Genomic DNA, 13,853 nt, shown 5'->3' with positions numbered 1-13,853 from the left:
TTGGAAAAGCTGTTTCGGTCATATTTAACGTCCCATAGCATATATTTGTTTGTAAAGCGCCTGAAGTAAGGAGGGACATGCTGTGCAAGAAGTCATGCGATTATTGCCAAATTCAATAAGACAATCAGTCGATAAGCATATCGGTAATGAATGGTCGACGCTTCAGGAAATAAGAGTCAGAATCAACCAACGGATTGAATTGGTGTTTGATGCTCACATGCTCTGGATTGATCATCTCATACCGACCGCTCAAGATGGTATTCATATCTTAAATCAACTCAGTGAATTTTCCCTTTATCGTATGGAAGATGAACTTCGGCATGGCTATGTCACCATTGAAGGTGGACATAGAGTTGGTTTAGCAGGCAAAGTAAATACGGTAAATGGTTATGTGAAAGCCATCCAGCATATAACGTTTTTTAACATTAGAATTGCTAAAGAAAAAAAAGATTGCGCCCGACCGTTTATTCCTTATATCTATGAGAATAACAGTTATAAAAACACACTCATTGTGGGCGCCCCTCAAACAGGTAAGACAACGTTGCTTCGCGATTTGACTCGGCTCATTTCAACAGGTTGGCAAGATATTGAATCAAAAAAGGTCGCTGTCATTGATGAGCGATCAGAGCTAGGCGGCTCTCTTAAAGGTATCCCACAGCATGATATTGGTCCTAGAACAGATATTATGGATGCTTGTCCAAAAGCAGAAGGCATGATGATGATGATTCGATCAATGTCACCAGATGTCTTAATTGTTGATGAAATTGGAACAGACCAGGATGTTGATGCCTTAATGGAGGCACTACATGCGGGTGTGTCAGTCGTATGTACGATACATGGACATGCACTCAATGGCTTGAAGAAACGCCCATCCCTAAAACAGATGTTTAATGAACGTGTGTTTGAACGCTTTATTTTATTGGAAAAACAGAACCAACCCGGTGTTATTACATCGATCCTTAATCAACATGAAGAGCCTGTCACTCTTAAAAAGAGGTGGTTAGACAATGATATGGTTTGGCGCAATACTGCTCGTCGGTACAACGACTCTGGTCGGATTCGATATCAGCAATCGCCTTAATCAAAGACCAAAGCATATAAGGCAGCTTAAAAACGCTTTGCAAATTCTTGAGGCTGAAATTGTGTACAGTCAATTGCCCTTGAAAGAGGCATTTAAAATGATTGCAACACAGATCCCCAAACCAACGAAGACATTCTTTGCTGCTTTAAGTCAAGAATTGGATCGTCCAGCTGTTCATTTTCCCGCATTGTGGGATGAGGGTGTGAGGCAATTTCAAAATGAATCGTGTTTGAGCGAGAATGAACGTGAAATTTTATTACAATTCGGTCAAACTCTAGGACAGCATGATTTTGAACAACAGCAGAAGCATATACACCTTGCAATTACACATCTTGAAAGAGAGCTTGAAGAAGCACGTGATCATCAGTATAAATATGCTAAATTGGCTAAAAGCCTGGGGGTACTTTCCGGCTTGTTTATTGTATTGTTGCTCATTTAAGGGAAAGGAGCTCATCAATGCTACACGATGCATCTATCTTATTTCAAATAGCCGGTATCGGCATTATCGTTGCGCTCATTCATACGATCTTAAAGCAAATGGGGAAAGAAGAGATTGCCCAATTTGCAACTTTAGTTGGGTTTATTATTGTATTGCTCATTGTCGTGAACAGTCTATCGGATCTTTTTCAGCAAATAAAGTCAGTGTTTCTATTCCAAGGGTAATTCATTATGGATATATTACACATCGTTACATTAGGAATCGTTGCAAGTGTCCTATATTTAATTTTAAAAGATTTACATGGCTCGTTTGCTTTTTTCGTTGTTTTAATTACAAGTGTCATCATTTTGTTCTTCGTCATTCAACAGCTAGGGGCTATCATAAGTTTGCTTCAATCACTAGGAGAACGGGCAAACATTGACAATATGTATATCAGAACGATACTTAAAATAATTGGAATCGCCTATATCGCAGAACTCGGTGCAAATATTACCAAAGATGCGGGACTCGCCTCTGTTGCAGCTAAAATTGAATTAGCAGGGAAAGTGTTTATTTTATTGCTGGCTATCCCAATTATAACAGCTGTCATTGATGCGATTCTTGGTTTCTTGCCCGCTGTATAGGTCAGACGCTTTCAAGGGGGCATGCGCTCATATGGATTGGATGAAGCATTTAGTCGTAATCGTCATATTGTTGTGCACCCTATTTATGTTTCCAACTCTTACATTTGCAGAGACAACAATGGATGAGAAGAAAGATGATCTTGTAGATGAAGTATCACTTGATGGGATACAACGATATTGGCAAAAAGTGGTCCACGATTATGGGCCGTACATCGATGGGTTAAATAAAGGAAAAATCAGTGACATCATAAAAGGTGATACGTCTCTTTCAGTGAAGAACATTGTTTATGGTTTGCTAGACTATTTGTTTCATGAACTCATTCTCAATGGTAAGCTCATGGGAACGCTTTTAATGCTCACGATATTTTCTGCATTGCTGCAAACGATGCATAATGCATTTGAGGGGCGTGCAGTAAGTAAGATTGCTTATTTTGTTGTTTATCTCGTGCTGATTTACTTAGCGTTGAATAGCTTTTATCTCTCCGTTTCCTATGCAAAAGATGCCATTGATACGATGAGTGGCACGATGATCGCATTAATTCCTCTTATGCTCGGGTTGATGGCGACGTTTGGCCAAGTTGCGTCAGTTGCGTTTTTTAATCCGGTAATTATTTTTTTGATTCACCTGAGTGGCGTCCTCATCTCAAGGTTTATTTTACCGTTATTATTCCTATCTGCTTTATTGCATATTGTGAGCGGACTAAGTGAGACCTATAAAGTGACACATTTAGCCGATTTGTTTAAAAATGTGGCGCTTGGTGTTCTTGGTACGTTTATGACGATATTTATTAGTGTTATGTCCGTACAAGGAGCAGCGAGTGCGATTCAGGATGGCGTCGCAATGAAAACAGCAAAATTTGTAACAGGAAACTTCATTCCAGTTGTCGGACGAACGTTAACAGATGCTGCAGATACGATGCTCAGCGCATCACTATTGCTCAAAAATGCAATTGGTATTGTTGGTCTCATCTTAATCGTTACACTAGCGCTATTTCCAGCTGTGAAAATTTTTGCCATCGCTTTTGTTTATAAATTAACAGCTGCTTTGTTGCAGCCATTGGGAAATGGTCCAGTTATTACCGTCATGGACATTATCAGTAAGTATATTTTGTTTGTTTTGGCCTGCTTGTTAATTGTAACGTTTATGTTCTTTTTAGCAATTGTCATAATCGTCATATCTAGTAATATTACAATGCTCCTGAGATAGGAGGCTTTATGGTGGAGGCAATTATACAATGGGTAACGCAAATTATTATCTTCATTTTATTGGCGACGATCGTTGATTTAATCATTCCACAAACGGCATTAAAAAAATATATTAACCTTGTTGTCGGTTTGATTCTCATTTTAATTTTTTTGAAGCCGGTTTTTTATTTATTTAATGTTGATATTGAACGTGCTTTGAGCCAGTCTTATCGGGCGTTACAGGAGAATGAGCTGGAGCAGGCCGAAACAGAAAAATGGATTGAATTTCAAAAAATAGATATACAAGCCTCTCAAGATGCATATATTTTAGAACAAATGACAGCCAAATTAATAGAACTGGCTGATCCACCATTGTATCAACAATTGAATCTTGAAATTGTTGATATTGATTATGATTTTAAGAAGGGAGAGGACATGACGCTAGAAAATCTACAAATACTAACTGTTTATGTTCAGTCTTCAGATCGTCGAGAAGGTCGGGTTCAGCGGGTAGAAGAAGTTGTCATTGATACAGATGGTAAAAAAACTCATAAAGCTGAAGACATGCCGCGTGATGAAATAATAGATATCCTCAAGGAGACGTGGGAAGTTGAAGCTGACCGATTGGCGATCGAATGGGGAGGGGGGACACATTGAAGCAATTTTTCAAAAATATATTTCAATCTGACTCAGTCGAGCAAGGTAAAGCGCGTAAACCGTCCAAAAAAACCGGATATTTAATGATCATAGGCTTGGTAGGCTTACTTCTTCTCATAATGGGTAATGCATTTTCTGATCCACCAGATACTGATGATGATGTGCAATATCCTAAGCCAAGCACAGATTCACCTGATGCGCAATCTCAATCAAATTCTACAAATACCAATACGATGACATCAAACATTAGTGAGCTTGAAAAAAGTTATGAACACGATTTGAAAAATCTTCTAGAAGAAATAGACGGGGTGTCTAACGTAAAAGTAATGGTGAATCTTGATTCTACAGACATCAAGGTTTATGAACAAAACCTTGTAACTGGTCAACAAACAACTCAAGAAGAAGATACAAATGGTGGGACAAGGCTGGTTGAAGACCGTACGGAAGATACTCAGACCGTTCTCGTTCGAAAAGGTGATCAGGAGGTACCATTGTTAGTGCAGACAAAAAAGCCAGAAGTAAGGGGGGTCCTCGTAGTTGCGAATGGTGTTGACCATGCTTCAGTAAAGCAATGGGTCGTTCAATCTGTTTCAAGAGTGCTTGATGTACCGACACATCGCGTGTCCGTACTTCCTAAAAAATAAGGGGGATGAAACAAACATGTTAAAAAAACAAACCGTATGGCTATTAACAATGCTCAGTTTGATGATTGTGCTCAGTGTATACTATATAACGACAGATCCAGACGATTATGCTTTTGAACAATTCGGTGAGGATAATCCAGATTCAGAGACAGCCGCACCAGGATCAGATGTTAACAAGGAAGAAGCCGATGGTGCCGATGGTGCAGATGATGCTGACGTCGAAAATATATCACAAACGCATCAAGATGAATTGTTTACAATGCTTCGCATGAAAATTCAAGACGAGCGTAGCATGAAGAAAGATAGGCTTAAAGGTATTGTCACATCTGGCACAGCAACGGTTGATGAAAAAAATGAGGCGATGAACGCGATGGATGATATAGACGAAATGAGTACAAAAGAGTCCATTCTCGAGCAATCCATTATTGCCCAAGCTGATTATCAAGACGTGTTCGTTCGCTCTGAGGATAACAAAGTCCAAGTACATGTTTTATCACAAGATTTAACGCGTGAGGAAGTTGTTAATATTATGCAAATGGTTCGGGATGAATTCGGTGATATTACTGTTAAAGTGAATCATGAAACAACGGAAAGCTAATTTATAAAACTATGATGCCAAGACGTTCTTGGCATCTTTTTTATGGGTGCTTGACGTGTGAAGCGGCTGATTGAAATTTAATATATAAGGAAGCGATGTTCGCAATGGACGTATAAGATTGGTATAATGGCTTTAAGCAATAAGTATTAATGTCCTAAGAGAAATTGTTGACACCAAGGTTGAACTTTTGTTTAATTATATCGTAGAATGTCATTAGGAGTTCTTAATACCTGTTATTAATTTTGATTATGAAAGGATGCCAAACATGCTTAAAGTTCAGGAAATCCGTGAATTGATTAAATTAATCGATGAGTCATCCATTGATGAATTTACTTATGAAACAAATGGGACCACTGTGTCCATGAAAAAGTCAACCGGTCAACAAGTTGTGAATCAGGTTTCTAAAGTTGAGGAAAGAAGCCTTCCGGTTGCTGAAGCACAACCTCACGTACAAACGACAGAACCAGCTACAGTTGTATCACAATCAGATCAAGCTCAAGGAGATACGACAGCGCAAGCTCAGTCTTCCGCTACTGATTACGATTATGAAATTGTTTCACCAATGGTTGGAACATTTTATGAGGCAGCTTCACCTGAAAGTGATCCGTATGTTCAGGTAGGAAGCCGTGTTGAACAAAGTACCGTTGTATGTATTGTAGAAGCGATGAAGTTGTTTAACGAAATCGAGGCAGAAACGAATGGAGAAATTGTTGAAATACTCGTTAAGAATGGTGAATTGGTCGAATACGGACAACCACTATTCAGGGTTAAAACAAAGTAGGGGGATGTCTCGTGATAAAAAAAGTATTAATCGCTAACAGAGGGGAAATTGCAGTCCGAATTATCCGAGCCTGCAAGGAACTGGACATAGAAACGGTCGCCGTTTATTCTGAGGCCGATCAGGAATCACTTCATGTTCAGTTAGCAGATGAGGCATACTGCATCGGTCCTGCTCCAAGCAAAGACAGCTATCTTAATTTCACAAATATAATGAGTGTCGCAACATTAACAGATGTGGATGCCATTCATCCAGGGTATGGTTTCTTGGCTGAAAATGTTGATTTTGCTGAAATTTGCCGTGCTTGCAATGTTACATTTATCGGGCCATCACCTGAAGCGATTCAACAGATGGGGATAAAGGATGTTGCGCGTGATACGATGAAACACGCAGGAGTTCCAATTGTTCCAGGTTCAGACGGCATAATTGCCGACGAAGCCGAAGCGAAAAAAGTCGCAGCAGAGATTGGCTATCCTGTTATCATTAAAGCGACAGCTGGCGGTGGAGGTAAAGGTATTCGAATCGCCAGAAATGAAGCCGATCTCATCAATGGCATCCGGATGACCCAAAATGAAGCAGCAACAGCTTTTGGCAATCCTGGTGTATATCTTGAGAAATTCATTGAAGATTTTCGTCACGTAGAAATTCAAGTAATGGCTGACCAGCATGGTAATGTCGTTCACTTGGGTGAGCGGGATTGTACAATTCAGCGTCGATTGCAGAAGCTCATCGAAGAAACGCCCTCCCCTGCAATTACACCAGAAATTAGGGAGAAGATGGGTGAGGCAGCCGTCCAGGCAGCCAAGGCAGTCGATTATGTTGGGGCAGGTACGATCGAATTCATTTTTGAACGGCCAACACAATCATTTTATTTCATGGAAATGAACACCCGTATACAAGTTGAGCACCCAGTTACTGAAATGGTTACGGGTATTGATTTGATAAAAGAACAAATCAAAATTGCTAATAATGACAAGCTTTCATTCACGCAAGAAGACGTTGTGTTCCAAGGCGCAGCAATTGAATGTCGCATCAATGCGGAGAATCCATTCAAAAACTTTATGCCATCGGCTGGCAAAATCAATATGTATTTACCACCAGGAGGGCTTGGCGTCAGGATCGACTCAGCTGCTTACCCAGGTTATCAGATTCCGCCATATTATGATTCAATGGTAGCAAAGCTCATCACTTATGGTGATACACGAGAAGAAGCCGTAAACCGAATGAGACGTGCATTAGATGAGTTTGTTATTGAAGGGATACACACAACCATTCCTTTCCATAGGTTGATTATGGATCATGGTGTGTTTGCACATGGTGATTTTAATACAAATTTCCTAGAGGAATACCCAATTCAACAAGAACAAGATCAGGAATAATTGTGATTCTTTTTCCTGTTTCAGGTCGTATATTAAAAAGGAGCGTGTGAAAAATGAGTGATCAACCTCTTTTAAACGTGAGTGACAATACGGAATTAGGTAAAGTTGAAATTGCACCAGATGTCATTGAAATTATTGCTGGTATAGCTGCTTCTGAAATTGACGGTTTGTCTTCTATGCGGGGTAATTTTGCTACAGGTGTGGTTGAGCGGTTTGGAAAAAAATCGCATAGTAAAGGTGTTAAAGTTGAGCTCACTGAAGCGGGCATTGTGATTGATTTATACGTTGTCCTCAATTTCGGCGTATCAATTCCACAAGTGGCACAATCAATTCAGAACAACATTAGACAAACCCTTAAGAACATGACAGCATTAGAAATTGATGAAATCAACATACATGTTGTTGGTGTACAAATGGATCCACAAACTGATTCTGAGGAAGAAAACATCGAGTAACCATTCAAACTGGCCAGAGGGGATTTCCCTTTTGGCCATGTTTTATACATTCAACGTGTTTTTAAACCCAGGTATTTGAAGGCCGATATAATCATTATAAATAGAGATAGCGATTCGTTAATTTTGAATGTAGCAATACATAGTAGAACATGTTATGATTTGAAAAGACTATTTAAAGGAGCTAATCAGCAATGAATCGTCACACGGCAAGAGAAACCGCATTTCAAATCATTTTCCAAATAGATATGAATGATATTGAGCCCAATGAAGCTGTTGAACAATTTTTAGATACAGATGATGTGTATCCGTTTTTACAAACACTTGTTAATGGTGTGACCTCTAACAGGGAGGAGATCGATCAAACGATTTCTCGACATCTAGAGAAATGGACCATCGAACGTCTCGCCTTGGTTGAGAAAACGATATTACGTCTTGCTGTGTTTGAAATATTATTTTTAGATGACATTCCAGAACGCGTCTCTGTAAATGAAGCAGTCGAATTAGCAAAAACATTCGGAGACGATCAATCTGGAAAATTTGTCAATGGTGTTTTATCAAAAATAATCGCATAAAGGGGATGGGAGCACTGGTTGCACACGTTATTAGTGGGAAGGATATTGCACAGAAAATGAGAGAGGAAATGGCACAGGAAGTAGAACAATTAAAACAAAGACATATTGTTCCACATTTAACGGTTGTCATTTTGGGAGAAGATCCAGCGTCACACTCTTACGTTAAGGGAAAGAAAAAAGCATGCACGCAAACGGGGATTTCATCTGACGTTATTGAATTACCTGATACAACTTCGGAGCAGGCATTATTAGATATTATTGATCAATTAAATCATGATGATGCCGTTCACGGGATTCTTGTCCAATTGCCGCTCCCTAAGCATATTGATGAGCAGCATATTATTGAAGCCATTTCACCAGAGAAAGATGTAGATGGGTTTCACCCTGTTAGTGTGGGGCGTATGATTACGGGGCAGGATACGTTTTTACCATGTACACCACACGGAATCATTGAATTGATAAAATCGCAACAAATTGACATCAAGGGCAAGCATGCTGTCGTTATAGGAAGAAGTAATATTGTTGGAAAACCAGTTGGGCAGCTGTTACTCAATGAACATGCGACGGTTACTTATTGCCACTCTAAAACAGAAAATTTGCAACAATATACGTTGAAGGCTGATATTTTAATTGCCGCTGTCGGTAAGGCGAATGTCATAAAAGCTGAACATGTTAAACCAGGTGCTGTCGTTATTGATGTAGGTGTTAATCGATTAGACGATGGAACGTTAACAGGTGATGTTGATTTTGATGAAGTAAAGGAGATTGCCTCCTACATAACACCAGTTCCTAAGGGAGTTGGGCCGATGACAATTACAATGCTTCTAAAAAACACGATAAAAGCGGCAAAAGGATTGGGCAAAGGTGACTAACACATATTTAACCGTTACGGCTCTTACGCGGTACATAAAGCGGAAGATAGACACCGACAGACACCTTAGGGACGTATGGCTCAAAGGTGAAATATCTAATTTCAAGCATCATAGTCGGGGTCATATGTATTTTACAATTAAAGATGACACGACGAGAATAAATTGCGTAATGTTTGCTGGCCAAAATCAATCATTAACCTTTTTACCTGAAAATGGCTTAAACGTCCTGATTCGTGGTGAAGTTAGTGTGTTTGAGTCATATGGACAGTATCAATTGTATGTCAAGCATATGGTGCCAGACGGTCTTGGGGCTTTGCATCTTGCATTCGAGCAATTAAAAGAACGGTTAAATAAGCGCGGGTATTTTTCTGATGATCACAAACAACCGTTACCTCCGTATCCAAAACATATTGGTATCATTACATCTCCTACAGGGGCAGCGATCAGAGATATTTTAACGACATTGAAGCGACGGTATCCGATCGTATCCACTACTGTTTATCCGGTACTTGTACAAGGGAAAGCAGCCGCTGAATCTATTGCAGCGGCTCTTCGCCAAGCAAATGAACAAAATATATGTGACGTTCTGATCGTTGGAAGAGGTGGAGGCTCCATAGAGGAATTATGGAGTTTTAATGAGGCGAACGTAGCAGAAGCGATTTTTGAATCAAAAATTCCAGTTATTTCTGCTGTTGGACATGAAACGGATGTGACAATTAGTGATTTCGTTGCAGATGTCCGCGCGCCAACACCGACTGCCGCAGCTGAAATGGCTGTCCCATCGGGAAATGAATTGCATAGTAAATTAAATGCTTATCAACGGCAATTCACACAGTTCGTTCAGATGAGGCTGGCTGATGAAAGAGATCGTCTTAAGCGATATAAGCGGTCTTATGCACTTCGTTATCCGGAACAGTTAGCTATACAAAAGGAACAAGAGTTAGATAAAATGACGGAGCGACTTGATCGGTCAGTTTCTTTTTTATTCCAACACAAAAAAGAACGATTACACTATGCAAGTTCGAGATTACTCATGCAGCATCCTGATCGTTATATAAGGGCGTACAAAAAGGAATTGCAGCATATACAGAACCGCAATCAGACGGCTTTCACATACATTCTTTCTAAAAAAACGGTTGAATTAGATAGCATGCTTGAAAAATTGTTACTATTAAATCCGTTAGAAATTATGAAGCGCGGCTATGCCATTCCATATAATGAAACGGGAGCTATTATCCGAACAATTGATGGCATGCGAAAAGGAGCTTCGGTGTCCGTCCAATTATCAGATGGACGATTGAACTGCCGAGTTGAATCGGTCGAGGAGGAATCGCTATGAATAATGAGAATGAAAAAGAAATATCTTTTGAAGAAGCAATGCAAAAGCTCGAGGAGATTGTGGGAAAGCTTGAAGAAGGTGATGTTCCACTTGAAAAAGCGATTGCCTATTACCAGGAAGGTATGGCGTTATCCAAGAAGTGTAGTGATCAATTAACACAAGTAGAGGAAAAAGTCACACAAATTATGAATCAATACGGTGAATCAGAGCCGTTTGATTTGCAAGGGGAGGCATAAAGTGATGACTGGATCCCTTGACCAATTTTTCAAAACGTATAAAACAGAAGTAGAAAACCGTATGATACATTTTTTAGAAGACCTTAACAGTACGGCGCAACTAAAAGAGGCAATGCGTTATTCAGTAAACGCAGGTGGAAAACGTATTAGACCGCTTTTGCTAATGGCTAGTTATTTGGCATATGCTAAGGATGTGGAAAAGACATATTCTAGTGCTGCAGCGTTAGAATTTATTCATACGTACTCACTCATTCATGATGATTTACCTGCAATGGATGATGATGACATCCGACGAGGAAAGCCTACAAATCATAAAGCCTTCGATGAAGCAACAGCTATTCTGGCAGGGGATGCACTTCTTACGTATAGCTTTGAAATCGTTGCGCAAGATGACTTGCTCTCTGATCGTGAAAAAGTTTACCTCATTAAACTCTTATCTGAAACGAGTGGTCCTAATGGCATGGTGGCAGGACAAGTGCTTGATATGGCTGCAGAAAGTAAGTATGTCGATTTAGAAGCACTAGAAACGATCCACAAATTGAAAACAGGTGAGCTACTGAAATTCGCAGTAAGAGCAGGGGCGTATTTAGGTCAGGCAACCGATGAACAAATTTCTCACCTTGACCAGTATGCGCATTATATGGGTCTTATTTTTCAAGTGCAGGATGATATATTGGATGTTATAGGAGAAGAAAATAAAATTGGAAAGCCAGTTAAAAGTGATGAAGGTAACCTGAAAAGTACGTATCCTCAATTATTAGGGATCGATGGTGCGATTCAACAAAAAGAGCGCTATGCCGCTTTAGCGAAAGAGGCATTGCAAAATGCAAATGCTGATGAGTCATATCTTTTTCAGCTTATAGATTATTTTAGTAAAAGAGATCATTAATTGTATAGAAAGTTGATGGAAAAAATGTTATAATAAATCCATAAAGGAATGGTACAGTATTCTAGTCAGCCCTCCGCTCCTGAAGGCGGGCCTAAAAATCCGCCAAAGGGCACATCGATGAAGTTCCTTGTGTTGGCTTGAGGCGCCCAGCCTTGGGTCAGTGCTGGGAGTTAAGGTTTTCGGGCGATCCACAAAGGCATGTGGGCGTAGACCCGATTACCGCGGAGGCCCATCTCTGTCGTGTATGCTAAGCCTAGGATACATTATGGAATGGGGTATGAACCTGTAGAACAAGGTAAGGGAACCTTGTTTGCAGCGTAGCCTGCCTTGAGTGGTAACGAGGGGATTGGAGTTCACATGTTTAGTCCGATCGGCCGTCGGTCTAACCATCTTATTCTCCATGAAATCGTTACTGCAAAAGAGGCTAGGGAACGGCTAAAGGCTGTTGAGGAAATCTCCTAGACTGTTTTATTGAGACATTTAAGAGGGATTATAGTATGGACTAAGTGGTAATCCAGTCAAGCTTTCGGTGACGAGGCTTAGATGAGTTTAAAGGGGAACCGCCTGCATGGCAACATGGGGTATTCATCTGGGAAAACCTACTGGACCTAAGCCATAGTTTTAACCTTTTGAATGACCATTCCTTCACTATACATAACAAACATGATTGAGGTAAATAATGAAATCAGCGTTAAAAAAATCAATGAAGTTTAGTTTAACAATTGCCGTTATCACGTTTGTGCTAGCGGCTGTTTTTTCAGTTATTTCTTCGTCTATATTAAATGACGTTTTTTGGACGATCGGTCTTGTTATCGTGTTCGTCATTGTTTTTTTGGGTGTCGGGTTTGATATGCTCGGGATTGCTGCAACGGCAGCTTCTGAAGCACCTTTTCATGCGATGGCTGCTGAACGTGTAACAGGCGCTAGAGAATCTGTTATTATCGTTCGAAACGCAGATAAGTTTGCCAGCTTTTGTAACGATGTAATAGGTGATATTTCAGGTATTGTGAGTGGAACGGCATCGTCAATTGTCGTCCTGCAAATCGCGAATTTAATCAATTCTTCTCATGGATCAATTTATATTGTCCTGAATGTGCTGTTGACAAGTCTTGTTGCTGCTGTGACGGTAGGCGGGAAAGCGGTTGGTAAAACGCTAGCGATTCATTCTTCCACTGACATTATATTTTGGGCTGGTAAAACGATCGCATTTATTGAAAGACATACAAAAATACGCCTATTGCCTAAATAAATATAAGCAATAATTAATAAAGGAATCGATGTTATGGCAAAAATAAGACTAGATGTTTTAATGGTCCAAAGAGCACTTACTGAAACAAGAGAAAAGGCAAAGCGCTTAATTATGGCAGGTCTCGTTTTTTCAAATCATGAACGGATGGACAAGCCAGGTATAAAAGTATCTCCTGATATACCGCTTACTGTGAAAGGCAAAGACATTCCATATGTTGGCCGAGGCGGTTTAAAGCTTGAAACCGCCTTAGCGACATTTGATATTGATATTCGTCAAAAGGTGATGGTCGATGTTGGGTCTTCAACAGGCGGTTTTACAGATTGCGCACTACAAAACGGTGTAAAAATGAGCTATGCCATAGATGTTGGTTATAATCAGCTCGCTTGGTCCTTACGTCAAGATGATCGTGTCGTCGTGATGGAGCGAACGAATTTCAGACATGTTACACCGGAAATGTTCGGTGAATGTCGGCCTAATTTTGCCACAATTGATGTGTCCTTCATATCGCTACGGTTAATTTTACCAGTCCTTAAACAAATATTAGAATCTTCAAGTGATGTCGTAGCCCTCATTAAACCTCAATTTGAAGCCGGAAAAGATCAAGTAGGTAAAAAAGGTATCGTAAAAGATAAACATATTCATGTTGAGGTGCTTGAACGCATTATTCAATTTGCAATTCAAGAGGGATATCAATTCAATGATTTAACGTTTTCTCAGATCACTGGTGGATCAGGTAATATAGAGTTTTTGGCCCATTTTAGGTGGCAACAAAATACCGAAACAAAAGCAATTAATCAAGATCAAATTAAAGAAATCGTTGACCAGGCACATCGTTATTTTCATAAACAGGGGTGAGA

18 protein-coding genes are annotated in these 13,853 nt (G+C 39.9%); all 18 read left to right on the top strand.

The features are described from left to right. Positions 1 to 82 precede the first annotated feature (82 nt). The 18 genes from spoIIIAA to HPC67_RS06450 all read left to right on the top strand — a co-directional run bounded on the left by spoIIIAA (position 83) and on the right by HPC67_RS06450 (position 13,851). Positions 83 to 1,081 (top strand): stage III sporulation protein AA, encoded by a 999-nt coding sequence (gene spoIIIAA / locus HPC67_RS06535; RefSeq protein ID WP_217586679.1) that lies wholly within the window; start codon positions 83 to 85, stop codon positions 1,079 to 1,081. Continuing rightward, on the top strand, positions 1,008 to 1,520 hold the full coding sequence (gene spoIIIAB / locus HPC67_RS06530; RefSeq protein WP_217586678.1) for a stage III sporulation protein SpoIIIAB: 513 nt from the start codon (positions 1,008 to 1,010) through the stop codon (positions 1,518 to 1,520). The genes spoIIIAA and spoIIIAB overlap by 74 nt, the downstream gene beginning before the upstream one ends. A gap of 17 nt (positions 1,521 to 1,537) precedes the next feature. Continuing rightward, on the top strand, positions 1,538 to 1,744 hold the full coding sequence (spoIIIAC, locus tag HPC67_RS06525) for a stage III sporulation protein AC (protein WP_217586677.1): 207 nt from the start codon (positions 1,538 to 1,540) through the stop codon (positions 1,742 to 1,744). A gap of 6 nt (positions 1,745 to 1,750) precedes the next feature. Next, on the top strand, positions 1,751 to 2,143 hold the full coding sequence (spoIIIAD, locus tag HPC67_RS06520; RefSeq protein WP_217586676.1) for a stage III sporulation protein AD: 393 nt from the start codon (positions 1,751 to 1,753) through the stop codon (positions 2,141 to 2,143). Between the two features lie 31 nt (positions 2,144 to 2,174). Then, positions 2,175 to 3,350 (top strand): stage III sporulation protein AE, encoded by a 1,176-nt coding sequence (spoIIIAE, locus tag HPC67_RS06515; RefSeq protein WP_343327820.1) that lies wholly within the window; start codon positions 2,175 to 2,177, stop codon positions 3,348 to 3,350. 11 nt (positions 3,351 to 3,361) lie between these two features. Next, positions 3,362 to 3,985: a stage III sporulation protein AF gene (gene spoIIIAF, locus HPC67_RS06510; RefSeq protein ID WP_217586675.1), complete on the top strand. Its 624-nt coding sequence runs from the start codon at positions 3,362 to 3,364 to the stop codon at positions 3,983 to 3,985. Then, positions 3,982 to 4,629, top strand: a complete 648-nt coding sequence (gene spoIIIAG / locus HPC67_RS06505) for a stage III sporulation protein AG (RefSeq protein WP_246569801.1) — start codon at positions 3,982 to 3,984, stop codon at positions 4,627 to 4,629. Before spoIIIAF ends, spoIIIAG begins: the two co-directional genes overlap by 4 nt. Positions 4,630 to 4,645: 16 nt before the next feature. Beyond that, positions 4,646 to 5,227 (top strand): SpoIIIAH-like family protein, encoded by a 582-nt coding sequence (locus tag HPC67_RS06500; RefSeq protein WP_217586673.1) that lies wholly within the window; start codon positions 4,646 to 4,648, stop codon positions 5,225 to 5,227. A gap of 265 nt (positions 5,228 to 5,492) precedes the next feature. After that, positions 5,493 to 6,008 carry an acetyl-CoA carboxylase biotin carboxyl carrier protein gene (gene accB / locus HPC67_RS06495; protein ID WP_217586672.1) on the top strand — a complete coding sequence of 172 codons (516 nt, stop codon included), beginning with the start codon at positions 5,493 to 5,495 and terminating at the stop codon, positions 6,006 to 6,008. An 11-nt stretch (positions 6,009 to 6,019) separates the two neighbouring features. Further along, positions 6,020 to 7,384 carry an acetyl-CoA carboxylase biotin carboxylase subunit gene (gene accC / locus HPC67_RS06490; RefSeq protein WP_217586671.1) on the top strand — a complete coding sequence of 455 codons (1,365 nt, stop codon included), beginning with the start codon at positions 6,020 to 6,022 and terminating at the stop codon, positions 7,382 to 7,384. Positions 7,385 to 7,437: 53 nt separating this feature from the next. Next, on the top strand, positions 7,438 to 7,839 hold the full coding sequence (locus HPC67_RS06485; RefSeq protein ID WP_217586670.1) for an Asp23/Gls24 family envelope stress response protein: 402 nt from the start codon (positions 7,438 to 7,440) through the stop codon (positions 7,837 to 7,839). 191 nt (positions 7,840 to 8,030) lie between these two features. Then, positions 8,031 to 8,411, top strand: coding sequence for a transcription antitermination factor NusB (gene nusB, locus HPC67_RS06480; protein ID WP_217586669.1), 381 nt, complete (start codon positions 8,031 to 8,033; stop codon positions 8,409 to 8,411). Between the two features lie 14 nt (positions 8,412 to 8,425). Next, positions 8,426 to 9,283, top strand: coding sequence for a bifunctional methylenetetrahydrofolate dehydrogenase/methenyltetrahydrofolate cyclohydrolase FolD (gene folD, locus HPC67_RS06475; protein WP_217587064.1), 858 nt, complete (start codon positions 8,426 to 8,428; stop codon positions 9,281 to 9,283). Continuing rightward, the gene (gene xseA, locus HPC67_RS06470) at positions 9,276 to 10,622 is read left to right on the top strand and encodes an exodeoxyribonuclease VII large subunit (RefSeq protein ID WP_217586668.1); all 1,347 of its coding nucleotides are present in this window, start codon (positions 9,276 to 9,278) and stop codon (positions 10,620 to 10,622) included. Before folD ends, xseA begins: the two co-directional genes overlap by 8 nt. Beyond that, a complete protein-coding gene (xseB, locus tag HPC67_RS06465; RefSeq protein ID WP_217586667.1) occupies positions 10,619 to 10,858 on the top strand; it encodes an exodeoxyribonuclease VII small subunit in 240 nt (79 codons plus the stop codon). Before xseA ends, xseB begins: the two co-directional genes overlap by 4 nt. 4 nt (positions 10,859 to 10,862) lie before the next feature. Continuing rightward, positions 10,863 to 11,747 (top strand): polyprenyl synthetase family protein, encoded by an 885-nt coding sequence (locus tag HPC67_RS06460; protein WP_217586666.1) that lies wholly within the window; start codon positions 10,863 to 10,865, stop codon positions 11,745 to 11,747. Between the two features lie 679 nt (positions 11,748 to 12,426). Continuing rightward, positions 12,427 to 12,996 (top strand): hypothetical protein, encoded by a 570-nt coding sequence (locus HPC67_RS06455; RefSeq protein WP_217586665.1) that lies wholly within the window; start codon positions 12,427 to 12,429, stop codon positions 12,994 to 12,996. A 33-nt stretch (positions 12,997 to 13,029) separates the two neighbouring features. Further along, positions 13,030 to 13,851, top strand: a complete 822-nt coding sequence (locus HPC67_RS06450) for a TlyA family RNA methyltransferase (RefSeq protein WP_217586664.1) — start codon at positions 13,030 to 13,032, stop codon at positions 13,849 to 13,851. The last annotated feature ends 2 nt before the right edge of the window (positions 13,852 to 13,853 follow it).

Source organism: Lentibacillus saliphilus (assembly GCF_019093865.1).
Lineage (GTDB): Bacteria > Bacillota > Bacilli > Bacillales > Amphibacillaceae > Lentibacillus_B > Lentibacillus_B saliphilus.
The sequence above is the reverse complement of the archived record's forward strand: the minus strand, read 5'-3'. Positions and strand labels throughout refer to the sequence as shown.

Coding starts and splice junctions, on each gene's coding strand:
- spoIIIAB (WP_217586678.1), top strand. CDS start 1,008: ATGATATGGTTTGGCGCAATACTGCTCGTCGGTACAACGACTCTGGTC.
- spoIIIAC (WP_217586677.1), top strand. CDS start 1,538: ATGCTACACGATGCATCTATCTTATTTCAAATAGCCGGTATCGGCATT.
- spoIIIAD (WP_217586676.1), top strand. CDS start 1,751: ATGGATATATTACACATCGTTACATTAGGAATCGTTGCAAGTGTCCTA.
- spoIIIAE (WP_343327820.1), top strand. CDS start 2,175: ATGGATTGGATGAAGCATTTAGTCGTAATCGTCATATTGTTGTGCACC.
- HPC67_RS06500 (WP_217586673.1), top strand. CDS start 4,646: ATGTTAAAAAAACAAACCGTATGGCTATTAACAATGCTCAGTTTGATG.
- accB (WP_217586672.1), top strand. CDS start 5,493: ATGCTTAAAGTTCAGGAAATCCGTGAATTGATTAAATTAATCGATGAG.
- HPC67_RS06485 (WP_217586670.1), top strand. CDS start 7,438: ATGAGTGATCAACCTCTTTTAAACGTGAGTGACAATACGGAATTAGGT.
- nusB (WP_217586669.1), top strand. CDS start 8,031: ATGAATCGTCACACGGCAAGAGAAACCGCATTTCAAATCATTTTCCAA.
- xseB (WP_217586667.1), top strand. CDS start 10,619: ATGAATAATGAGAATGAAAAAGAAATATCTTTTGAAGAAGCAATGCAA.
- HPC67_RS06460 (WP_217586666.1), top strand. CDS start 10,863: ATGACTGGATCCCTTGACCAATTTTTCAAAACGTATAAAACAGAAGTA.
- HPC67_RS06455 (WP_217586665.1), top strand. CDS start 12,427: ATGAAATCAGCGTTAAAAAAATCAATGAAGTTTAGTTTAACAATTGCC.
- HPC67_RS06450 (WP_217586664.1), top strand. CDS start 13,030: ATGGCAAAAATAAGACTAGATGTTTTAATGGTCCAAAGAGCACTTACT.